Source organism: Sphingobacterium detergens (assembly GCF_003610355.1).
Lineage (GTDB): Bacteria > Bacteroidota > Bacteroidia > Sphingobacteriales > Sphingobacteriaceae > Sphingobacterium > Sphingobacterium detergens.
Window position 1 is genome coordinate 1 of record NZ_RAPY01000004.1, and the last position, 22,887, is coordinate 22,887.

The 22,887-nt window shown below is 39.1% G+C and carries 17 protein-coding genes; 14 read left to right on the plus strand and 3 right to left on the minus strand.

Annotation, left to right across the window (positions count from 1 at the left end):
- Window positions 1-843: 843 nt before the first annotated feature.
- From ccoN to DFQ12_RS18630, 8 genes are all read left to right on the plus strand, one after another.
- The gene (gene ccoN, locus DFQ12_RS18595; RefSeq protein ID WP_120260566.1) at window positions 844-2,982 is read left to right on the plus strand and encodes a cytochrome-c oxidase, cbb3-type subunit I; all 2,139 of its coding nucleotides are present in this window, start codon (window positions 844-846) and stop codon (window positions 2,980-2,982) included.
- A gap of 4 nt (window positions 2,983-2,986) precedes the next feature.
- Window positions 2,987-3,181, plus strand: coding sequence for a hypothetical protein (locus DFQ12_RS18600; RefSeq protein WP_120260567.1), 195 nt, complete (start codon window positions 2,987-2,989; stop codon window positions 3,179-3,181).
- A 3-nt stretch (window positions 3,182-3,184) separates the two neighbouring features.
- Window positions 3,185-4,078, plus strand: coding sequence for a cbb3-type cytochrome c oxidase N-terminal domain-containing protein (locus DFQ12_RS18605; RefSeq protein WP_120260568.1), 894 nt, complete (start codon window positions 3,185-3,187; stop codon window positions 4,076-4,078).
- A 15-nt stretch (window positions 4,079-4,093) separates the two neighbouring features.
- Entirely contained in the window at window positions 4,094-5,482 is a 1,389-nt protein-coding gene (ccoG, locus tag DFQ12_RS18610; RefSeq protein ID WP_120260569.1) for a cytochrome c oxidase accessory protein CcoG, read from the plus strand.
- A 12-nt stretch (window positions 5,483-5,494) separates the two neighbouring features.
- On the plus strand, window positions 5,495-5,917 hold the full coding sequence (locus DFQ12_RS18615) for a FixH family protein (protein WP_120260570.1): 423 nt from the start codon (window positions 5,495-5,497) through the stop codon (window positions 5,915-5,917).
- 9 nt (window positions 5,918-5,926) lie between these two features.
- Entirely contained in the window at window positions 5,927-6,616 is a 690-nt protein-coding gene (locus DFQ12_RS18620) for a sulfite exporter TauE/SafE family protein (RefSeq protein WP_120260571.1), read from the plus strand.
- Window positions 6,617-6,673: 57 nt separating this feature from the next.
- On the plus strand, window positions 6,674-8,137 hold the full coding sequence (cls, locus tag DFQ12_RS18625; RefSeq protein WP_120260572.1) for a cardiolipin synthase: 1,464 nt from the start codon (window positions 6,674-6,676) through the stop codon (window positions 8,135-8,137).
- A 116-nt stretch (window positions 8,138-8,253) separates the two neighbouring features.
- Window positions 8,254-10,977 (plus strand): carboxypeptidase regulatory-like domain-containing protein, encoded by a 2,724-nt coding sequence (locus tag DFQ12_RS18630; RefSeq protein ID WP_120260573.1) that lies wholly within the window; start codon window positions 8,254-8,256, stop codon window positions 10,975-10,977.
- Window positions 10,978-11,347: 370 nt separating this feature from the next.
- Here DFQ12_RS18630 and DFQ12_RS18635 read toward each other — a convergent pair whose 3' ends face one another.
- Window positions 11,348-11,938 (minus strand): thymidine kinase, encoded by a 591-nt coding sequence (locus DFQ12_RS18635; protein WP_120260574.1) that lies wholly within the window; start codon window positions 11,936-11,938, stop codon window positions 11,348-11,350.
- A gap of 233 nt (window positions 11,939-12,171) precedes the next feature.
- Here DFQ12_RS18635 and DFQ12_RS18640 point away from each other — a divergent pair, with 233 nt between their 5' ends.
- Window positions 12,172-13,134: a hypothetical protein gene (locus tag DFQ12_RS18640; RefSeq protein ID WP_120260575.1), complete on the plus strand. Its 963-nt coding sequence runs from the start codon at window positions 12,172-12,174 to the stop codon at window positions 13,132-13,134.
- 87 nt (window positions 13,135-13,221) lie between these two features.
- Here the strand turns inward: DFQ12_RS18640 and DFQ12_RS18645 are convergent, their stop codons facing one another.
- Entirely contained in the window at window positions 13,222-13,848 is a 627-nt protein-coding gene (locus tag DFQ12_RS18645; RefSeq protein ID WP_120260576.1) for a substrate-binding domain-containing protein, read from the minus strand.
- Between the two features lie 99 nt (window positions 13,849-13,947).
- Here DFQ12_RS18645 and DFQ12_RS18650 point away from each other — a divergent pair, with 99 nt between their 5' ends.
- Both DFQ12_RS18650 and DFQ12_RS18655 read left to right on the plus strand, forming a co-directional pair.
- A complete protein-coding gene (locus DFQ12_RS18650; RefSeq protein WP_120260577.1) occupies window positions 13,948-14,253 on the plus strand; it encodes a YbaB/EbfC family nucleoid-associated protein in 306 nt (101 codons plus the stop codon).
- 10 nt (window positions 14,254-14,263) lie between these two features.
- Window positions 14,264-14,947, plus strand: coding sequence for a metal-dependent hydrolase (locus tag DFQ12_RS18655; RefSeq protein WP_120260578.1), 684 nt, complete (start codon window positions 14,264-14,266; stop codon window positions 14,945-14,947).
- Window positions 14,948-15,027: 80 nt separating this feature from the next.
- Here DFQ12_RS18655 and DFQ12_RS18660 read toward each other — a convergent pair whose 3' ends face one another.
- Window positions 15,028-15,849 (minus strand): UDP-2,3-diacylglucosamine diphosphatase, encoded by an 822-nt coding sequence (locus tag DFQ12_RS18660; protein WP_120260579.1) that lies wholly within the window; start codon window positions 15,847-15,849, stop codon window positions 15,028-15,030.
- A 447-nt stretch (window positions 15,850-16,296) separates the two neighbouring features.
- Here DFQ12_RS18660 and DFQ12_RS18665 point away from each other — a divergent pair, with 447 nt between their 5' ends.
- From DFQ12_RS18665 to DFQ12_RS18675, 3 genes are all read left to right on the plus strand, one after another.
- Window positions 16,297-17,484, plus strand: coding sequence for a FecR family protein (locus DFQ12_RS18665; protein WP_120260580.1), 1,188 nt, complete (start codon window positions 16,297-16,299; stop codon window positions 17,482-17,484).
- A gap of 197 nt (window positions 17,485-17,681) precedes the next feature.
- Window positions 17,682-21,167, plus strand: coding sequence for a TonB-dependent receptor (locus tag DFQ12_RS18670; RefSeq protein WP_244211789.1), 3,486 nt, complete (start codon window positions 17,682-17,684; stop codon window positions 21,165-21,167).
- Between the two features lie 12 nt (window positions 21,168-21,179).
- Window positions 21,180-22,874, plus strand: coding sequence for a RagB/SusD family nutrient uptake outer membrane protein (locus DFQ12_RS18675; protein WP_120260581.1), 1,695 nt, complete (start codon window positions 21,180-21,182; stop codon window positions 22,872-22,874).
- Window positions 22,875-22,887: the final 13 nt, after the last annotated feature.

Here is a 22,887-nt window from a genome sequence, read left to right on the forward strand (position 1 = left end):
AACAGGTGGGAGAGTAGGTCGGTGCCTTTTTTTACACGGAAGCCCTTGCTGGAAACAGTCAAGGGCTTCTTTCGTTTACATACTTCCCAAAAGGTATCCATTTGGATACTTTCCAAAGGGCAACGGCTCTGGCCCAAAAGCCACACAAAAGACTCAGCTCAGGAATAGTACTGTCAGGTACAAACCTATATAGCTCCGATCTAAGGTACTGCGTTATGACTCTGTTTAGATACTATCCAAAAGATTCCAAAAGAACAATGGTTTCGCCATAAATGCTCCAGGGATCCGATCCCGAAATGCTGCCATTAAATACGGTTCTGCCAGGTACTGGTCTGAGATGCTGTGCTATGCGTTTATATATACTTTCCACAGATCAATGACCCTACAGCGGAAATTCTGTGTAGGACACGCCTTATCATGACGGTGTATATCCTGTTTGTCATCTAAGGCTATATCTTCGCCGATGTTATTGCGACTTTTACTGCAATGATTGCTTTTATGTGAATTTTTCCTGAATAGAATTCGGGCTGCGATTATATAAATGCCATTGACCTCTCGCTGGCGATAGAGCAGCTCCGAACATCATGCATTTACATATTAAAATATACCCACCTCCCCTATGAAAGTGATCGCCGTCACTTTTGTTATCAAAATGGATCGTGTGAATCAATATGCTATTTCTTGTTTTTGTCTAAACGGCTTAAAATCAATTATTGCACAACGGATATTCGAGAATTTGACTCATTAAAATAAAGTGACGTACATCACTTTTGTACGCATTCTCTATCATTAGATTGTCATAAAATGCTGCTTACTTTTGATTCAGAATCAACAATTTAAGTAATGCAGTTAGAGCAGTTTAATTACGACAATAGAATTGTCAGAAATTTCGGAATCGCTACCATTATTTGGGGGATAGTTGGTATGACCATAGGATTGCTTGTGGCAACGCAACTTGTCTGGCCTCAAATGAACTTCGGATTGCAATACACAACATTTGGCCGTGTACGTCCAGTACATACCAACGCTGTGATATTCGCCTTCGTGGGTAACGGTATTTTTATGGGAGTCTATTACTCCTTGCAGCGGGTGCTTAAAGCAAGAATGTTTAGCGACGTCCTGAGTAAGCTTCATTTCTGGGGCTGGCAATTGATCATTGTTGCCTCGGCTATCACATTGCCACTAGGGCTGACTTCAAGTCATGAGTATGCTGAAATGGAGTGGCCAATTGACATTGCAATTACCCTGATCTGGGTTGTATTTGGAATCAATATGTTTGGCACAATTATCAAACGACGCGAACGTCATATGTATGTTGCAGTTTGGTTCTATATCGCTACGTTTGTTACTGTAGCAGTCTTGCATATCGTTAACTCCATTCAACTGCCTGTAGCCGGATGGAAAAGCTACTATGTATACAAAGGCGTTCAGGATGCATTGGTACAATGGTGGTATGGCCATAATGCTGTGGCTTTTTTCCTAACGACTCCTTACCTGGGGATGATGTATTACTTTTTGCCAAAAATGGCTAACCGTCCCGTCTATTCCTATAAATTGAGTATTCTGCACTTTTGGTCACTGATCTTTATCTATATCTGGGCCGGACCTCACCATTTGTTATATACAGCATTACCAAGCTGGGTACAATCCTTAGGAGTTGTATTCTCGATTATGTTGATTGCACCAAGCTGGGGTGGTATGATAAACGGTCTGTTAACGCTGCGTGGTGCCTGGGATAAGGTGCGGACAGAACCGATGCTGAAATTTATGGTTGTAGCACTGACCTGTTATGGTATGGCAACCTTTGAAGGACCAATGTTGTCTTTAAAGCAAGTCAATGCAATCGCACACTTTACCGATTGGATCGTTGCACACGTACACGTAGGAGCATTAGGATGGAACGGATTTATGACCTTCGGTATTCTTTATTGGTTGATCCCACGTATTTACAAAACGGAATTATATTCTAAAAAGCTAGCATCGACACACTTTTGGATTGGTACATTGGGGATTTTATTTTATGCCATTCCAATGTATTGGGCAGCAGTTGTGCAGGGCTTGATGTGGAAAGAGTTTACACCGGAAGGCGTATTGAAGTATCCAAACTTCTTAGCTACAACATTGGAAATCCTTCCAATGCACATGATGAGAGCAGTAGGTGGTGCACTATACCTGTCTGGGGTTTTCTTGATGACATTCAACTTGATTAAGACGATGAAGCAAGGGAAACTTTTGGCAAATGAACCTGCTGAAGCTCCTGCTTTATTACCAGTTCAGGTCAATGAGCAATCTCAACATCGCCGTCTTGAACGTAAGCCCATTTTGTTTATGGTATTGGCACTTATTGCAATTCTAATCGGTGGCATGGTTGAAATGGTTCCAACATTTACCATTTCAAAAAACGTACCGACAATCGCAAGTGTACAACCTTATACTGCGTTGGAACTGCAGGGTCGGGATCTCTATGTAAGGGAAGGTTGTGTGAATTGTCATACACAGACTATTCGGCCATTTAGATCGGAGACTGCCCGTTATGGCGAGTATAGCAAAGCTGGTGAATATGTTTACGATACACCATTCTTATGGGGATCGAAACGAACTGGACCTGATTTGCATCGTATTGGTTCTAAATATCCTAATAAGTGGCATTTTGATCATCTTTTAGATCCAACCATTACCTCTCCTGGAAGTATTATGCCTTCATATCCTTGGCTAATCGACCAAAAGCTGGATAATACGATTCTAAAAGATAAAATGAAAGCCCTTCGCAAATTGGGAATCCCCTATACGGATGTGGCAATAGCGAATGCAGAACAAGATCTGAACAAACAAGCACAGAAAATTGCGGATGATCTGAAACAAAATCAAGTCAATGTGTTAGCCGATAGTGAAATAATAGCAGTAATAGCTTATCTACAACGATTGGGAACAGATATAAAAGCAGCTCCGAAAGTGGCTGAGGATGTTAACGTAAATCAATAGCGCTATGTTTAAACAAATCACAAATTTGAACGGAAGTGAGCTTTACCTTATTGTGTCACTTTGGATATTCCTGATTTTCTTTATCTCAGTCGCAATTATGTTGTTTCGCATGAAAAAGGACTATGTGACTTACATGAAGGAATTGCCTTTGGAAGAGGAAACTGAAAAGGAAATGAATCATTCACCTGAAAGTATATAGTATATGAGTTTATTATTAGATACCGCACCTGCCACGGTAGAAGCTGTTCAGTCTACCTGGGGTTTTGGTACGGATAATTTATACACAGATATCTTAATTATCGTATTGATTGTCGTGATGTTGGCTCTTTTGGCCTCGGCACTGATGGTCAACCGCGCAATGAAATCCATCATTAAGATTACGATGCCTGAATTGGTCAAAGAAGAAGAACTCAAGAAATTAGCCAATAAAGGATGGTTGAAACGATCTTGGAATAAGATCATGGGGATTAGACCTATTTCTGAGGAAAAGGACATTGTTATCGATCACGAATACGATGGTATCCGAGAACTGGATAATCCCATTCCAATCTGGTTTAATTTTTTGTTCTATGGAACAATCTTCTTTGGTGTGGTCTACTTATTCATCTATCAGGTCTCTGGGATCGGTATGAATCAAGATCAGGAGTACGCACATGAAATGGTTGTTGCAGAAAAAGAAAGACAGGCTTATTTAGCTGCTTCTGCGAGTAATGTTGATGAAAATACGGTTGAATTTGAACCGGATATGGCTGTTGAGGGAAAAGCAATATTCGCTGCAAACTGTGTCGCCTGTCATGGAGGAAACGGGGAAGGTGGTATTGGACCTAATTTAACGGATAAATTTTGGTTACATGGCGGGGAGATCAAAGATCTTTTCAAAACAATTAAGTATGGTGTTCCGGATAAAGGAATGGTGCCTTGGGAACAGACTTTGAGTCCGGCTCAAATTGCACAGGTGGCAAGTTACATTGTCACGCTGAGAGATACACATCCGGCCAATCCAAAGGAAGCGCAAGGAGAAGAGGTAGCCTATGGGAATGCTGAGGATGCCGCACAACCAAAAGATGGTACAGGGACAGAAAAAGAAGCTGAGTAGTAAATCGAGACTGAAATGAGTACAGTAGTAGTTAATAATGCCAATAATGGCGGATCTAAGTCAAAAAAGAGACAGTGGATTTATGCCAAAAAACCGCAGGGAGCACTTTATAAAAAGAGACAGTGGGTTGGTTATACACTACTACTGTTCTTATTTCTAGCTCCTTTCATCAAGATAAACGGTGAACCATTCTTGATGTTCAATATTATTGAACGGAAATTTTCGATTTTGGGCAGCCTTTTCTATCCTCAGGATCTCTACATATTTGTGTTTGGAATGTTGATCGTAATGGTCTGTGTTGTGCTATTTACGGTTGTATTTGGTCGGGTCTGGTGTGGATGGACATGTCCACAAACGATTTTTCTCGAATTGATCTTTAGAAGGATAGAGTATTGGATTGAAGGAGATTGGCAGCAACAGAAGAAATTAAATGAAGGCCCCAACACGGATCAAAAGCAGTTGAAGAAAGTGTTGAAGCACAGCATCTTTTTGATCATTTCGTTTTTTATATCGAATATCTTTTTGGCTTATATTATAGGTTCGGATGCGTTGATTAAAATCATCAGCGATCCAATGGATCAGCATATAGGCGGTTTGGTCTCCATTATCTTATTCACACTGGTATTTTACGCGGTATTTGCTTATGTCAGAGAAATTGTGTGCATCGCAATTTGTCCCTATGGCAGATTACAGGGGGTTCTTTTGGATGATCAAAGTATCACTGTAGCCTATGATCATAGACGTGGTGAACCAAGAGGAAAACAACAAAAAGATACTTCCACGGCACAAGGTGACTGTGTTGACTGCAAGCTCTGTGTTCACGTTTGTCCAACTGGAATAGATATCCGTAAGGGACTACAGTTGGAATGCGTAAGCTGTACAGCTTGCATTGATGCTTGTGATGCTGTCATGGGAAAAATTGGAAAGCCAAAAAAACTGATCGGTTTTTATCCCATGGGGGAAATTGAAGGCACACTCAAGAAGAAAAGTAATATCCGCGCTGTTGCTTACTCTATCGTCTTGGTATTGTTGATGACGGTATTTGGTTTTCTGTTGTTCAATCGCTCTCAGGTTGACGGTCGTTTGTTACGGGCGAAAGGAAGTACCTACCAGCTTCGGGACGATAAGACGATCAGTAATCTTTATGCTTTGGAATTAATCAACAAATCTGGGAAGGAAATGCCTTTTAGGTTGATATGTGAAGATCCGAGGCTGAAGATTCAACTGGTCAATCCTATCCAGAAGCTCAGTAAAGATGGGCATGCCTCCTTAAGCTTTTTTCTAATTATCGCGAACAAAGACGTCGAAACGTATAAAAGTAATATCAAATTATCTATCTATTCAGGGGACAAGAAGGTGGAAAGTCTAAAAACTACTTTCATTGCTCCTCCTGGCATGAATTAAAAAATAAAAATAATGAATTGGGGTACAAAAATTTTTTTGAGCTTGGCGGTATTTATGTTGTGCATTGTCGGGGCTGGAGTGTATATGGTCAGCCACAACTCGGACAGCTTGGAAGAAGATGACTACTATGAACAGGGTTTGAACTATGATCAAGCTTATGAAAAGAAACAGAATGTGCTGAACATGAAAGAGACGCCAACTATCGAGCTTAGAAAAGATACACTTTATATCCATTTCGTCTCCAAAGTGAATAGGGGTAAGCTCTTGTTCCGTAAGCCTTCAGATAATACGCTAGATAAGGAGTTGCCATTTCAGACAACAGGTAATCTGTTTACATTGCCCATTTCCTCATTCGATAAAGGGATGTGGAATTTGTATGTTGACTGGGAAAGCGCTGGTAAGGACTTTCTATTTGAGGAACATATTTTATTTTAAACCGAGAAAATGAGTTACACCTACTTTGCATTTTTTATGGGCTTGTTTGGAAGCATACATTGTGCGGTCATGTGTGGTCCCCTAATTTTTGCAATTGAGGGTAGGCAAGGACTAAGCTGGGCTGTTTTTCTAAATAAAGTACTTTATCAGTTAGGCAGGGTTTTGACTTACGGTAGTCTAGGTTTTCTTTTGGGAACTATAGGTACATTTGCTCAAGTCCAAGGCTGGCAACGTGCATTGAGCTGGATCACGGGAGTAATATTAGTGCTGATTGCAGTGGTTCAGCTTATAGGGAAAAACAATCGTACAATTGCCAGTTTGCAGACTCGTTCCGTGCAGCCTGTTGTCAGGCTTCTGTCGAAATGGTTATATAAACCTGGGGGGAGTTTTATCGCTGGGATATTGAACGGATTATTGCCCTGTGGTATGGTTTATATGGCTTTAATGTCCGCAATGAATGCAGACAGTTCACAACAGAGTTTCCTATTTATGCTGTGCTTTGGATTGGGGACAATTCCGCTCTTATTTTTGTTTTCCTTTTTGGGAAACTTTTCCAGATCTTTCAAAATTGGCTTTTCTAAATGGATTCCCTTGTTATATTTTTTGCTGGGAATCTGGTTTATACTCCGAGGTGCAAACTTAGATATCCCCTATTTAAGCCCTTTAATTCATATTGATGGTGCGATAAACTGTGCTTAACAGCAAACAATTTGTCAGTGCTAAGTATTATATTTGATATTAAACTTAGCGCATCATATGGAGGTACTTCATCATATTTTACAAATTGCTTTACAATATTACTGGATTCCCTTACTCATTTTATATATTGGTGTCATCGGTACCATCTTGATCGAAAACCGCAATCCTGCCAAAACGATTGCTTGGATTATGGTGATTGTCTTTCTACCCGTAATCGGTTTGCTCAGTTATTATTTCTTTGGGCAGAAATTCAAGAAGGTAAAAAGGATGAAACGGATGTATCGCGAGCAATCAAAGAAATTGCTTGATGCTTGGCGTAAGGAATCGGAAATTATGGAAGAACATATTGATACGCTGAACGAACGCATCGGTAGTTTAGCCATGGTGTATCGATACCTCAAAAACCAGAAAATATCCACATTCTCCCTGAATAACGATGTTACCTTATTTATTAATGGCGAGGAAAAGTTTCCGGTACTGATTCAGCAATTGAAAAATGCAAAACATTCCATCCATATGGAGTACTATATCTGGGAAATGGATGAAATCGGTCGTGAAATATTGGACATTTTGGAAGAGAAGGCAAAATCTGGGGTGACGGTACGTTTGATCCTAGACAGTTTTGGAGCACCTGATGTGATTAAATATTTGCGTCGACATAAACGCGATTTTCTTTTTGAAGCTTTTCTCCCAGTTACTTTTACTTCATTGGCAAATAGTAACTACCGAAATCACCGTAAGATTGCGGTGATTGATGGAAAAGTTGGTTTTGTTGGCGGAATCAATATTTCGGATCGTTATATCAACAATGGGAAAAATGATGTTTATTGGCGCGATACTGCGATGATGATCATTGGTGCTGCCGTAAATACCTTACAAATTCAATTTTGGAACAGTTGGAACCAAACGGATGCGGAATCATTTGAACTGGGTAAAGGCTATTTAAATAGATTCCCGATCACAAATGAAGATGCGAGTGGTGTTGGGTTTACAGCTAGTGATCCCGGTTCTCCCGCTCCGTTCAATATGGAGGCAATTATAGCGGGGATCAATGAAGCAAAAGAATATGTACAATTGTGTACGCCTTATTTTATTCCAAGTGACCAATTAACAACTGCATTGATGTTGGCGGTTTCTTCGGGAGTTCGAGTTGATCTCATGTTACCTGCGCAATCTGATTCCTTTTTTGTACAACATGCTTCCTTTTCCTTTATTAAACCGCTGCTCGAAAGGGGAGTAAATGTATACCTATATACCAAAGGATTTCTCCATGCCAAAACAATCTGTATTGATGGCAAACTAGCCTATATCGGGACAACCAACTTGGATATCAGAAGCTTTTATATCAATTTTGAGATATCTGGAATTGTATCTGACAAAGCGCTTTGTGAACGTATGAACAATCAATTTCTTGCAGATATTGAATCCTCGGATTTAATTACAATTCGTAAATGGATGCAAAGAAGCCGTTGGAAACGTGGGGTGGATTCCATCTGCCGTTTATTGGCACCTTTACTTTAGTCGGTTACTTGGATCGGGTATAAGGTATAATAAATGTTAAAAATACCATAATAGGATGGGCCTTTGGTTAAAATTGAATATATTTAGCTATTCTTTTTTTAATTCTAAGACTTTCAATGAAGCACATAAAACTATTGACTTTATCGATAGGGATTTTAGGAGTCGGGTCAACCTATGCACAGACTGCACCTACATTACCTATTAATACAATCGTAGAACGGGTTCAAAAATATTTTCAGGGCTACCCAACAGAAAAAGTACATCTGCATTTTGATAAACCTTATTATGCAGTAGGGGATACCTTATGGTTTTCTTCCTATTTGTCACGTAATCTTCCAGAATATGAACCAAGCAAAATAGCCTATGTGGAAGTTTTGAATAGCCGAGACTCTTTGATCCAAACGTTTAGGATCCCACTGGATAAAGGTGTTGGAAATGGGCAGATGGTCCTCGATCCGCAGTTCATGACACAAGACAACTATCGTTTCAGAGCGTATACAAAATGGATGTCAAACTTTGACGCATCTTATTTTTTTAATAAAATAGTTCCGATAGGTGATGTGATCAATAAAAAATTGATCACCAATATTGAATTTCAGAATAATCTTAACGGAAATAAAAGTCAGGCGGTAATACAGTTTAGGGATCGCGCAGGTAAACCGATGATTAATTCTAAGATCAACTGGGAATTTGTTGCTGGATGGGAAACGGTAGATAAGGGTAAAGGTGAAACGGACGCTATGGGAAAGGTGACGATTAGTTTATCGGCAAAGGAGAAGGCTGATTTAGAGAAGGGACAATTAAAGGTAAGTATACAAGAAAATAAGAATGAAAAACCTTTGTCCAGTTCTTTCCTGCTCAAAAATGCTTTGTGGGATGCTGATGTGCAGTTTTTTCCGGAAGGTGGTGACTTAATTGCTGGATTTGCTAAGAAAGTTGCTTTTAAAGCTGTAGGATCCGATGGTAAGAGTTTGAAGGTGAAAGGAACAATCCTTGATTCTAAAGGAAAGTCGGTCGCAGAATTTGAAGATTTTGGATCGGGTATGGGCTATTTCTCTTTATTACCTTTGGCTGGAGAAAACTATCAGGCAGCCATAAAATTTGACAATGGACAGGAACGTAAATATAAACTTCCGGCTGTTGTTAATGATAAAGCAAATGTTGTGTTTGTTAAGCAGGATGAAAAGAATGCTGAATTTGCTGTAGTGACCAGTGAAGAGAATTTTTCTAAAAATCAGGGACAATCCTATTATGTATTGGTTCAATCCAATGGACATCTTTGCTTTGGAGCTCAGGTGAATTTAAAATCTTCTTCTGCGCTGGTTAATATTCCAAAGGAACGTCTGCCAAATGGAATTGCTCAGGTTACTTTATTGACCCCGGATGGCAAACCTGTAAGTGAACGTTTGGCATTTGTTCAGAGTGAGAAATTGCTTAATATTCAAGTTGCAAGTGATAAGCAAAGTTATAAGGCGAAGGATCTGGTCAACCTGAAACTTTCAGTTGATAATAATGGACAGAAATATCCCGGTAGTTATTCCGTTTCTGTTATTGATGAGTCTAAGGTTCCCTACAATGATCAGGCTGATCTCTCCATTGTAAGCAACTTTTTGTTGACTTCAGAGTTGAAAGGGAATGTCGAAAATCCAAATGCATATTTTGATGAAAAAAATCCGAATAGAGAAAAGGCGTTGGATGCATTATTAATGACTCAGGGATATCGTCGTTTTGATTACCCTGCTTTAATCTCCGAAAAGTTGCCGCAGATCAGTTTTCTTCCAGAGCAAGGGATAGAATTGTCGGGTATTTTACGGATGAACACGGGCCGCCCGTATCCTAATGGTGGCTTGTTGTTGTCTGTGCCTTCACGGAATATTAAAAAAGATGTATATACCGATCAAAACGGTCGTTTTACGTTCAAAGATCTCGTTTTTCCGGATTCATCGAAAGTGACGGTAAATGCAAGGTCAAATGATAATTACCGTAGTTTGGTGATCAATATGGATCAGACTTATTATCCTGAAATCGACAAAAATAATGGTTATAAAAGCTATTTCGTTCCCAATATAGATCAAGCATTCGCTCCTTATTTGGATAACAGTCGTAAAGAATATAGAAAATCTATCTTATTGGATGAAGTAGAAGTGACGGCTGTACAGAAGAAGGTAATTACAAATAAGGATTTCCCTGCAATTTCAGGTTTATCAATGCCTGAACATCGTATCGAAGCCGAGCGTTTGACTGGGTGTAATGTATTGACCATGTGTCTGCAAACCGTTTTGACAGGCATTACCTATGATCCACAAACATTGAAATATTATGTTTCGCGCGATTACAATGCCGGTGGACGTACCCCAGTTCAGTTTTTTCTAAATGGTATGGCTATTGACGAACCTGGATTAAATAGTATCAACGTTGCAGATATCGAGGGAATAGAAATCTTTTTGCGTGACGAATTGGGTACAGTGTCAAGAATGTATCAAAACAATGGTGTTGTGTCTATTTATACCAAGAAAGTTGAAGCCAAGAAACCTCGGATGGCGCTAAGTGAAATTGAGAAATTGTTGCCAAAATCGAATGTTATCGATATGTTCCCGCTAGGTTATGTTAAGGAACGTAAGTTCTACACGCCAAAGTACGATACACCTGAACAAAAATCAGCCAACGATCTGCGGACTACAATTTATTGGAACCCGAAAGTACAGGTAACGGAGACAGGGGAGACAGCAATACAATTCTACAATGCTGATGGAAATGGTAATTATAAAGTAATTGTAGAGGGAATGGACCAAACAGGAAATATAGGTCGAAAGGTGATTAATTACCGTGTACAACCTTAATGGAATAAAGGAAAATGTCTAATAGGAACGCTGCTCTTTTGTGAAAGGGGCAGCGTTTTTTATGAAATAAAAAAACACCTCCTTGATGGGCAAGGAGGTGCAAACTAACCAATTATAAACCTAAATTATGAAAAGTATTTTGTCGCTTTAAAAGCGTTTATCTTCTTATTTGTAAAGTATATTTCAAATCCTATGCCAAATAGATTTCTAGTCTATTTGGCAGTTATTTTTAACAGAAATATTATAAATGTAGCTATGCTAACTTGAAGACTGCCGATAGTCAATTGTGTAGGAAAATACGAGCCAGCTACGTTCCTCGCAGAATGTAGGAGTAGGACTGGAATTGTAATTATCGTTTTCTGGGCTGGAATTAGATGCCTTGTTGATCTAAATGATAATAACATTGTCTACAGCGTGGCTCATAGGCATCTTTTTCACCAAGGAGTACGGTCTGGGTATCTTTTGTCAATCGATATGAATAATTTGCTGGAGCTCCGCATTGCATGCAAACTGCATGGACTTTGGTGACATGTTCAGCTACAGCCATCAAACTAGGGATAGGACCGAAAGGCTGTCCCTTATAATCCATATCCAATCCTGCAATAATTACACGAACGCCACTATTTGCCAATTTGACACATACTTCTGTCAATCCGTCATCAAAAAATTGCGCTTCATCTATTCCGACAACTTGGGTGGCCGAACTCAATAGTAATATCGCTGATGAATTTTCGACAGGGGTGGAGGGTATACTATTGCTATCATGAGAAACGACTAATTTTTCATCATATCGTTTATCCACGGAAGGTTTGAAAATTTCAACATTTAGTCGCGCATATTGTGCCCGTTTTAGCCTGCGTATTAACTCTTCGGTCTTGCCAGAGAACATTGACCCACAGATAACTTCAATACTTCCATATCGAGCTGGTCGCAATGTCAGATTATGTTCGGAAAAAAGCATTTGATTAAATTATTTTTTTGGATAGCCGGCAAATAAGGTATTATTTGTCAATAGACCTCCTATTATATTCTGTTTTTGACAACGCTAATATCGAAATTAAATATTAAATTTGAGTAGCAAAAAAGTGAATACGGATTCAAATATTTATAAATCAAAGGATTGAGTTTTCCACTTTTTAGGTTAGAGAATGTATAGGTGTTATAAACGATTAATAGGCGATTTCAAATAAAATTATGGGTACTAAAGAGGAAATTTTTAATAAGATAGGAGATTTATTACAGGATTTGAATGCACAGTATTTGGCTTTGTCAGAAAGGAACACTGGTACTGAAATAGGTGAGCTAGTGAACTTGGAAGCTAAAGCACAATCTGTTGCGGCTTATATCACCTTACTTAAAACAGATGCCGTGCTACAGGGCGGACAAGGTCAAAATACCTTGCGAGAGTCGGTGATGGAGAGTAGAAAAATAGCATTTAATGACTATTTTACGCCACCTTCTTCGATACGAGCATCCAGCCAAACTATTGCGGAACCGGAACGCGATGAGAAAGCTATTGTTCGCAATGATGAACCTACAAAGTTAAATGGAGATACTGTTGAAGTGAATGAGGAAACCAATGACTTATCAACAGCGCATTATTCACCGGAAATAACTCATGAAACTGATCATACAATAAATGAAACTGTTGTTGAGCATATTGAGGAAAAACAGTATAAAGTAGATGAACCCACGATAGAACTTGTAGAGGAAGAACCTGTTGTCGTTACTGAAATCGTAGAAGAACCAAAAGAGATCATCATTAAGGAAGTTCAGGAGAGTATTATCCAAGAAGAAGTTAATACAATCGTGGAGGAGGTACCTTCGAGACCGCTTACGTTAAATGAGATTATTTCGCAGCAAAAACAAGCAGGGGTACAGAACCGGGTATATCAAGTGAACCAATCTGGAAGTTCTGATAAACTGACTGACATCAAGACCGGGATAAGTTTGAATGATAAACTTTTATTTATTAAAGATTTATTCAATGGTTACAGTTTAGCTTACAGTGAAGCAGTGGAGCTACTGAATAGATTCAGTAGTTATGCAGAAGCTGATGCATTTTTGCAAACGAATTATGCGGTTAAGAACAGATGGGCAGATAAACCTCATACCGTCGAAAAATTGTATGAGGTATTACGCAGAAGATATAGTTAATTTAATATTTTCCATAAGAAAAAAGCATCTTTAATCAATTTAAAGATGCTTTTTTATGCGATAGCCTGACTATTGTTATTTATAATTCTATTTCAATTGAAATTGCAACCATTCTTTGCCTTCGTGACCATAAACAAAATATTTTGGTTGGAAGATCTCGGCTAAAGATTCTAATTCCGTTAGGTATTCGTAGCCTGGAATACTGGCAAAATTAGGCTTTGTCATAATAAATAGCTGATCAAGTTCGATCGCCTTTGATTGCGCAATTGCTGGATCATTCAATAAAAAAGGTATTTGAGTAAATACACTTTCATCACTGTCAATTATGATTATTTTATCGGCTTCATGAGCTATTGTCGTGGGAATTCCACCTGCGATTTTTATGGATTCTTGTAGAAAGGCAGACTGGTTGATCTCCTGTGGATCAATTCGATCTAAAACCAATACTTTGGGTCTGTCGCTAGCCGTTATAAATTTAAGTTTGTGAATGAGGATACTGGTCTCATCTTCTACTTTTTCGATGAGCTCGGCTACATTTTCCTTGATATTTAATTCTTCCCCAAGCGTATTGATATAGGCAATCACATCTTCAATGCTAACGATTTCAGATTGCTTTGCCATTAATTTAGCAGATATTTCCGCTGGGACAGTGGTGTTATTTAGATTCAGCTGTTCCAAAAAATGGGCAACTAATTTTTCTTGATTGCTTTGCATGCTGCAAAAATACAAAAAGGGTAGCATTAGCGAAAGTAAATTAGCAATAGTAGGTATTGGAGGATTTTTGTAAATTGGCATCAAATAAATGTTATAGATATGTTTGACAAATTATTTCAGGCACAGCAAAAGGCAGAAGAAATCAAGAAAAGACTAGATACCATTTCGGTATCCGGTGAGGCTGAGGGCGGTTTGATCCGTGTGGTGGCGACAGCCAATAAGGAGATTAAAGAGATTACGATCGATCCTGTTTTTTTGTCCAATGCTGATAAAGAAGAATTAGAGGAATTGTTAGTGGTTGCTTTGAATAAAGCAATAGCCCAAGCGGAGAATATCAGTCAAGCTGAAATGCAAGCTGCGAGTAAAGATATGTTAGGCGGCTTAGGCGGATTATTTAATCAATAAATACATGATTATGAAAGCAACTTATTACGGTCAATCTTGTGTTGAGTTTGATTTTGACGGAACGAAGGTTTTGTTGGACCCATTCGTAACTTATAACCCATTAGCGCAAGCAATTGATGTAAATTCGATTAAACCAGATTACATCTTTTTGAGCCACGGACATCAAGATCATGTCGCCGACATGGCTACCATTCAAAAGAATAGTAATGCGACAGTATTGGCCATCGTTGAGACAGCTGCGTGGGTAAGGAGACAAGGGGTACCCGAAGATAAAGTTGTAGAATTCAATCTCGGTGGTACAATACAGTTACCTTTTGGCTCCGTTAAGATGGTTTATGCTGCTCATACCAATAGTACGCCAGATGGCCAATATGGTGGGTTTCCAGTTGGATTTGTCTTTAATGTACACGGCAAAAAGATCTATTTTGCTGGTGATACTGCCTTGACAATGGAGATGAAGCTGCTTGCTGATCTGAAGCTGGATTGGGCTTTTCTTCCGATTGGCGGGTACTATACAATGGATGTGGATGATGCGATCAGAGCGGCAGAATTTATCAATTGCTCCCGTGTGGTCGGGATCCACTACGATTCATTTCCACCGATTCAGATTGACAAACAAAAGGCCTTTGACAAATTCCAGAATGAGGACATCTCATTGTCTCTTCCAAAAATCGGAGAGACAATAGAATTATAAAAAGCAAAAAGGCCGAACTAGTTCGGCCTTTTTGCTTTTTATAATTTCTCTCAAGATATATTGTTACTGTGCTTTTTCGGCTAAGATGATATGACAATTTTCTTTAAATCTTCTAGACTAAAAAGTGGGGTGTCGATGATTTTGTTTTTAAGGATTTGCTCCTTGTTTTCTTCGAAATAGAAGAGCTTCCACTCCCCATTTTTGTATTCTAAGCTGCTTAGATTTTCAATCCAATCGCCCGAATTCATGTAGGTGCATGTACCTTTTCGAGTAATGACTTCCTTTATTTGAGGCTGATGAATGTGACCACAGATTACAAAATCATAGTTTTTCTCAATAGCTAACTCGGTTGCTGTATGTTCGAAGTCTGAGATATACTTAACGGCCTTTTTAACAGAATTTTTTATTTTTTTTGAGAGTGAGTATTTCTCCTTTCCCATTTTATCTAGACAATAATTGATCACATTATTAAGTTGGATCAATTTATCATAACCCCAACCCCCAAGTTTTGCCAACCATTTTGAATGATGGATGGATGCATCGAAAACATCGCCATGAAAGATCCATACCTTTTGATTATTAAGTGAAAGAAGTAGCTTGTTGCTCAGTTTGATGTTTCCTAACTTGAGGTCCGTAAACTTGCGTAACATTTCGTCGTGATTACCAGTAATGTAATGGACTTCAGTACCAGTTGAGCTCATATCGATAATCTTCTTGATGACCTTTAAATGATCTTGTGGAAAGTAGCTTTTTTTAAATTGCCAAATATCTACAATATCGCCATTGAGGATCAATATCTTGGGTGCGACGGATTCCAGGTAAAGTAAAAGTTCTTTGGCTCTACTTCCGTATGTACCTAAGTGTATGTCTGAGAGTACAAGTATATCAAGGCTTCTTTTCATCGGAATAAACTATAAATATTCTTTTTACAAAAAAAAGGTAATTTTATTTTGTACTGATGAAATTCCTGTTATTAAATTATTAAAATTTCCCGTAAAACGGTATGAATAAGTTTATTAGAATTTAATATTGGTTTATTTTATAGTTATAAAACATGGTATGATCATTATATTGTTTAATTTTTTTTGATTATTTCTCAGTCGTAAAAGTATTATTGATTGGCTAGTTTTTATAATTATGATAAAGAGTGTTTGTTGTTTTATACTATTGATAATAAGCGATTTATATTTGTTTTTTTGATTTTGAGCAACAAACAAAAGAATCCATCATTGTATATTTTTTTTCCTGATTCCTATTCAACCATAGGAAAAGTGGATTGATTTTTTAAAAAAGTTACTAAGGTTTTTCCGACTCTGTCGTTTTAGCCTACAATAATCATTGTAGACTAAATGAAAACTACCCTAGAAATTGCCATTCTTATCAAGAAGCAGATTGAAGGGATCATCACTTCCGAAGAAACCAAGGAGCTTAGAAAGTGGGCCCAAGAGGATCCCGAGAATGAACTGTTTTTGAAAGAAGTGTTATCCAACGATAACGTATTTGACGATGTGTTGGCATACATGGAGTTCAGGCAACAGCTTGGAGATACCTGGATATCGAATTTTAAACAAAATACTTCGGAGAAAATACTTCGAGGACAAAAGAAGGAAAACAAAGGATTTCGTTTGCGATGGATTGGGTATGCAGCAGCCATCCTAATAGCATTTCTTGCTTATCAATTCTTTTATGTCAATGACAGAACCTCCCCATCCGAACAATTTGATCTAGCGAAAGTTGAGCCAGGTACAAACAAAGCTGAATTGACCCTGTCCGATGGTCATAAAATAAGTTTGAGAGCGGATAAAGACGGAATAAGTGGAGACCAACACTTAACCTATAGCGATGGTACGCCCCTTTTTTCGCTAGATAAAGAGAAGTTGTCGAAAATGACAGCCAATATTGTTGTACCCTGTGGTGGAAAATACCAAGTCACTCTTCCTGATGGGACAAAAGTTTGGTTGAATTCGTCTTCAAAATTGACCTATCCTTTAGTTTTTCAGGAAGATAAGCGAGTTGTTCGTTTGGAAGGTGAAGCCTATTTTGAGGTGGATCGGATAATCAGAAATGGGGAAAAGAAAAAATTTATTGTTCAAACCCAAGATCAAAATATTGAGGTCACCGGAACAGAATTTAATGTCTCTGCTTATGACGATGACAAGAGAACCGTTACTACCTTGGTCAACGGAGCCATAACTATTTTATCCGGTAACCGTCGTATGGCCATGCGTCCAAATGAACAAGCGACATTGTCGGAAAAAGGAATTGTCAAAAAGAATGTCGATGTACAGCATTTTATCGCTTGGAAAAATGATAAGTTTTTGTTTTATGAAACCGGATTGACAGACGTGATGCGAGCGATAAGTAGATGGTATAACATAGAGGTCATTTTTCCGGAACAGGTACCTTCTACCTTTCTTTATGGTGAAATTGGACGGGATAAAAAACTTGTAGAGGTACTTCGATTGCTGGAGAAAAGCGGTGTCAAGTTTAAAGCGGAATTGAAGGGTAGTCACCCTAAACTAATCATTTTGCCATAGTAAACAATAATTAACCAAATACATAAATCATGATGAAAGGTATAAGAAAACCATATCCAACTTAATTGGATCAATATCCAAAAAAAAACCGAACAGATGTCCCTCAACACTGTCCGGCCATTTTTTGGATATACAAATCAGAGCACTTAGATAAAATTGAACCCTTTAATAATTTGTAACCCTAATTGTACAAAAATATGATTTTTATACAAAAAAATGACTATGGCAACCTTGTTGTCAGACCTAAACTTAAAAGATGGGTATTAAAAATGAAATTAACCATTCTATTTACAGTTCTGAGTATCCTCAAGCTTTCTGCAACAGGTTTTGCGCAGAACGTTTCACTTAAGGCCATAAATTCTCCACTGATTGAGGTGATGCAGAATCTTCAGAAGCAAAGTGGCCTACCTTTCCTTTTAAATGGAAAGGATATTGCAAATACTAAGATCAATGCAGATCTTAAAAATGTTAGTTTAGAAAAAGCATTGAACATTATCTTCTTCAATAAATCGATCAGCTGGGAGGTCAGTGATGGTACTATCGTGTTGCAACGATCGGAGAAACTTGATTCAGGCATTTCTGTTCGTAAAACAGAAAACATTCAACAAAGTCGTACTATTCAAGGTAAGGTAACCGATGAACGTGGAAATCCGCTGGTGGGTGTTTCTGTACGCGTTAAAGGTACTAATACAGGAGTTGCGACAAATAATGAAGGTAACTATTCGATAGCCGTTTCGGGATCAAAACTAATCTTGCAATTTTCTATTGTTGGCTTTTTCGGACAGGAGGTACAAGTCACAGATCAACAGTCTGTCAATGTAATCATGAAGGAAACTTTTGACGATCTGGAAGAAGTCGTGGTCATAGGATATGGTACGCAGAAAAAGAAGTTAAGCACTGGAGCGACTGTGCAGGTTAAAGGTGAAGACTTGGAAAAATTAAGCACACCGTCTATTTTGGAAGCGCTACAGAGCCAATCTCCGGGTGTTCAGATTACGCAAAACTCGGGAATGCCAGGTGAAAGTTTTAAAGTGACTATTCGGGGTTTAGGGACCATTAACAATTCCTCACCCTTGTATGTTATAGACGGAATTGCTGGCGGCGATATCAACTTATTGAATCCTTCAGATATAGAGAGCATCGATATTCTAAAAGATGCAGCTTCTGCTGCTATCTATGGCTCAAGAGCGGCAAATGGTGTGGTTTTAATTACTACTAAACAGGGTAAGGTAGGTAAAATGATGTTTAATTTGGATAGTTATACCGGATTCCAAAACATTTATAGAAAGCCATCACTCTTGAACGCTAAAGAGTACATGCTGATACAAGATGAGCGAAGGTTTAATGAAAGTGGTTCGGGTTTCGACTGGGCAAATCTGATTCCGAAGCAATATCAGCAGATCATGGACGGGAAATGGAATGGTACAAACTGGCTGGAGGAAATTGAAAACAAAAACGCCCTATTGCATAATACTTCATTGAATTTAACAGGTGGAAATGAGCAATCTAAATTTTCGTTGGGTTATTCCATCACGAAACGCGACGGTGTATTGGGCAAACCTGTCGAACCTCATCTCGAGCGTCATACTTTTCGTCTTAATTCGGACCATATTTTCCTGAAAAATGATCGGTTCAATGTGATCAAGTTCGGGGAGAACGTGAATTACTCCTTCAATAAAAAATCAGGTATCGGTATCGGTAATATCTATTGGAACGATGTTCATAATATGCTGGTCGGTAATCCACTATTGCCAGTTTATAATGAAAACGGTGGATATTATGATTTTAACAGCAAAGTCGCGGATAAATGGGCTTTTGATGCCGCTACATTAAATCCGGTTGCGGACATGTTCTACCGTCGCGGGCATAATCTCAGTAAATCACATGCACTATCTGCCAATGCCTATTTAGAAATCCAACCAATTGAGGGGCTTATTTTTAAAACTAATTTTGGGTACCGATTAAATGCATCATCCTACAGGTCTTATGTTCCTGTTTTCAAATTATCTACTACCTCAGAGAATCCAACAGATGATATCAATCAGAATCAAAGTATGGGACACAACTGGGTCTGGGAAAATACCCTGAGCTATAAACTGAACTATCGGAATAACCATCAGCTTGATGTTGTTCTTGGACAGACGCTGGAGAAATGGGGGATGGGCGAGACTGTTGGAGCCCAATCTTCCAACTCGATTTTTCCTGGCCAATGGGATAAGGCCTGGGTCGGCAATGGGCAATTGCTCGAAGGCTTTCCTGTGTCAGGAAATGCTTGGGGACAAGGTTCATTGGCCTCTTTTTTTGGACGGGCAAATTACAATTTTAAAGAGACTTATATGGCCTCATTCACAATGCGTGCGGATGGCTCTTCAAACTTTGCGAAAGGTAAACGTTGGGGCTACTTTCCCTCGGCATCTTTGGGATGGGTCATGACCAATGAAGAATTCTTAAAAAATCAGGATAGCTGGTTGAATTTTTTGAAAATCAGAGGTAGTTGGGGACAGAATGGAAATGCCAGTATCCCCAATTTTCAATATTTATCAACGATAGCCATTGATAATTTCGGCGGTTATTATTTCGGGAATAACAAAAATACATTAATCAAGGGAGCATATCCCGACATTCTACCCAATCCTGATGTAACCTGGGAAACTTCGGAACAGTTGAATCTGGGGTTTGATTCCCGTTTTGTGAACAATCGTTTAGCGATTGTATTCGATTGGTACAAAAAATCTACCATAGACTGGCTTATCAGGGCGCCTATATTGGCATCCTATGGTACAGGGGCACCGTTTATTAATGGTGGTGATGTGAATAATACAGGGGTTGAATTGGGAATCAATTGGAATGACCAAAAAGGAGATTTTCGCTATGGTATAGGTATTAATGGTGCATATAATAAAAATAAAGTCGTACGAATCGCAAATAGGGAGGGAATTATTCATGGGCGACCAGATGTTTTAAGTCAAGGGACATTGCCGATGTACCGTGCCCAAGTAGGTTTTCCTATAGGTTATTTTTATGGCTATCAAACAGAAGGGGTTTTTCAGAATCAAGCACAGATTGACGCGTTGCGAAACAGTGGACGTGGTGTCTTATCCAATGCACAGCCCGGAGATCTGATCTTCGCAGACATGAATGGTGATGGTGCGATTACCGACGATGATAAGGTGATGATTGGTAACCCGCATCCAAAATTCACTGGTGGATTGAACTTGACTTTTGGTTATAAGGGACTCGATCTGGCAGTTACAGCCATTGGATCATTCGGACATCAAATTGCGAAATCTTACCGTTCTTTTTCAGATTCTCCATTGCAGAACTATACGACTGAAGTATTTCAGCGCTGGCATGGCGAAGGAACATCAAATCGGTACCCGAGATTGACAGCGGGATCACATAGCAATTTTCAGAATATCTCAGATATCTATATTGAAAATGGTGACTTTGTGAAGCTGCAGAATATCACCATGGGATATAACTTTAAGAGCCTTTGGAAAAAGGCTCCATTTAGCCAGGCGCGAATTTATGCTACAGTGCAGAACCTGGTCACATTCACCAATTACAGTGGTATGGATCCAGAAATTGGGTATGGAGATACAGAGAGCTGGGTGTCAGGTATTGATGTAGGCTTCTATCCGCAGCCACGTACAATACTTCTTGGTCTTAACCTTAAATTTTAGTTCTAGTTAGATATGAAAAAGACAATATTAATATGCTTGTTTGCCGGAATGCTTTCGTCCTGTGGGAAATTTTTGGATTCAGAAAGCCTTGATAAAAAGAATACAGACAACTTTCCGGTAACAGTGGCGGATGCCGATATCATGTTGGCCGGAATCTATAATGGATTGAGTAGGGGAGTAAGCAGTGTCGAAAGTTCCCATTTTTATATGTCCGAATTAGCTTCGGATGACCGTTTTGGCGGTGGAGGGGCAGATAACCGGGATATGCAGGGACTGGATCACCTCATGAATACTGCCCCCGATTATTTCTTGCCATTTTGGACTGCACGCTACGCTGGAATTTACCGAGCGAATACAGCTATTGAAACACTGCATAAGGTCACAGGTTGGGCAAATGATGCACAAAGGGATCAATTGCTCGGCGAGGTTTATTTTTTAAGAGCTTTATTTTATTTCGAACTTTCACAGATGTTTGGTGAAGTACCCTTGCTCTTAAGTTCTGTGGTGGCTAATGTCCCCCGAAATCCAGCAGATCAGACCTACGCACAGATTGCTAGTGATTTGATAAAGGCAATTGAGCTTATGCCCACAACCAAATATAATATGGTAATCTCTGGTCATGCCTCAAAATGGGCAGCGCAAGCATTGCTTGCCCGTGTATATCTGTTTTATACAGGATACTATAAGAAAACAGATTTGCCATTGGCTGCCGGTGGTACTGTGGGAAAAGCACAAGTGATTCAATTGCTTGAAAATTGTATTCAAAACAGTGGACACGATTTGGTAGGCGATTTTAGAAACTTATGGCCGTACACCAATAAGGAAACAGCGAGAGATTATAAGTACGTACAAGATAATAAACTGGCCTGGGTCGGGGATGGAAATATAGAAACAGTATTTGCGATTAAATTTGGAACTGTAGTGGATTGGGGGGATGAATATCAACAGGGCTATTCGAACCAATATAATCTTCATTTTGGACTTCGTACCGGTAATGGCTCGGAGAGTACTTTTCCGTTTGGGCAGGGATGGGGTGCTGGTCCTGTCAATAGTGAATTATGGAAAGATTGGGCACAGGCAGAACCCACTGACATGCGTAGATTGGCTTCTATCATTAATGTAGAGACTGATCTGGAAGATTATACCTATGGGGCTGATAATCAAATGGAAGAAACTGGCCTGTGGCAGAAAAAATATATTGCGGTATCTGCTTATGATGACAAGAAAAATTTTGTACCATCTTATGCTATCCTTTTAGATAAAGCTTTGGCGGAATATCAATTGGCCCATACCCAAGATTTGGTCATGATCCGCTTTTCAGATGTATTGCTCATGCATGCGGAGTTAAAAGGAGATGCGACGAATTTAAATCGGGTACGACGAAGAGCGGGGTTAAAGGATGTTTCATATTCTTTAGCGGCATTGAAACGTGAAAGAAGATGGGAACTAGCTTTTGAAGGTGTACGTTATTTTGACTTGATGCGCTGGCATGATGCTGCTGCGGATTTGGCGAAGCAAGAAGGGGTACTGATTAAGAATAAAGGGGTCGATGTACCAATGAAGGCTTTTGGTGGTGGTTATAGAGCTCGTTACGAGGAAACTGGAGGGTTCTGGCCGATACCTGTTTCACAGATTACACTTTCGGACGGGGTCTTGACACAGAATAAAGGTTGGGGGACAGCTGCGGCTGAATTTACAGGATGGTAAATCTTAACATATT

Excerpts from the sequence above, each read along its gene's own strand:
- ccoN (WP_120260566.1), top strand. The coding sequence starts at position 844 with ATGCAGTTAGAGCAGTTTAATTACGACAATAGAATTGTCAGAAATTTC.
- DFQ12_RS18600 (WP_120260567.1), top strand. The coding sequence starts at position 2,987 with ATGTTTAAACAAATCACAAATTTGAACGGAAGTGAGCTTTACCTTATT.
- DFQ12_RS18605 (WP_120260568.1), top strand. The coding sequence starts at position 3,185 with ATGAGTTTATTATTAGATACCGCACCTGCCACGGTAGAAGCTGTTCAG.
- ccoG (WP_120260569.1), top strand. The coding sequence starts at position 4,094 with ATGAGTACAGTAGTAGTTAATAATGCCAATAATGGCGGATCTAAGTCA.
- DFQ12_RS18615 (WP_120260570.1), top strand. The coding sequence starts at position 5,495 with ATGAATTGGGGTACAAAAATTTTTTTGAGCTTGGCGGTATTTATGTTG.
- DFQ12_RS18620 (WP_120260571.1), top strand. The coding sequence starts at position 5,927 with ATGAGTTACACCTACTTTGCATTTTTTATGGGCTTGTTTGGAAGCATA.
- cls (WP_120260572.1), top strand. The coding sequence starts at position 6,674 with ATGGAGGTACTTCATCATATTTTACAAATTGCTTTACAATATTACTGG.
- DFQ12_RS18630 (WP_120260573.1), top strand. The coding sequence starts at position 8,254 with ATGAAGCACATAAAACTATTGACTTTATCGATAGGGATTTTAGGAGTC.
- DFQ12_RS18635 (WP_120260574.1), bottom strand. The coding sequence starts at position 11,938 with ATGCTTTTTTCCGAACATAATCTGACATTGCGACCAGCTCGATATGGA.
- DFQ12_RS18640 (WP_120260575.1), top strand. The coding sequence starts at position 12,172 with ATGGGTACTAAAGAGGAAATTTTTAATAAGATAGGAGATTTATTACAG.
- DFQ12_RS18645 (WP_120260576.1), bottom strand. The coding sequence starts at position 13,848 with ATGCAAAGCAATCAAGAAAAATTAGTTGCCCATTTTTTGGAACAGCTG.
- DFQ12_RS18650 (WP_120260577.1), top strand. The coding sequence starts at position 13,948 with ATGTTTGACAAATTATTTCAGGCACAGCAAAAGGCAGAAGAAATCAAG.
- DFQ12_RS18655 (WP_120260578.1), top strand. The coding sequence starts at position 14,264 with ATGAAAGCAACTTATTACGGTCAATCTTGTGTTGAGTTTGATTTTGAC.
- DFQ12_RS18660 (WP_120260579.1), bottom strand. The coding sequence starts at position 15,849 with ATGAAAAGAAGCCTTGATATACTTGTACTCTCAGACATACACTTAGGT.
- DFQ12_RS18665 (WP_120260580.1), top strand. The coding sequence starts at position 16,297 with ATGAAAACTACCCTAGAAATTGCCATTCTTATCAAGAAGCAGATTGAA.
- DFQ12_RS18670 (WP_244211789.1), top strand. The coding sequence starts at position 17,682 with ATGATTTTTATACAAAAAAATGACTATGGCAACCTTGTTGTCAGACCT.
- DFQ12_RS18675 (WP_120260581.1), top strand. The coding sequence starts at position 21,180 with ATGAAAAAGACAATATTAATATGCTTGTTTGCCGGAATGCTTTCGTCC.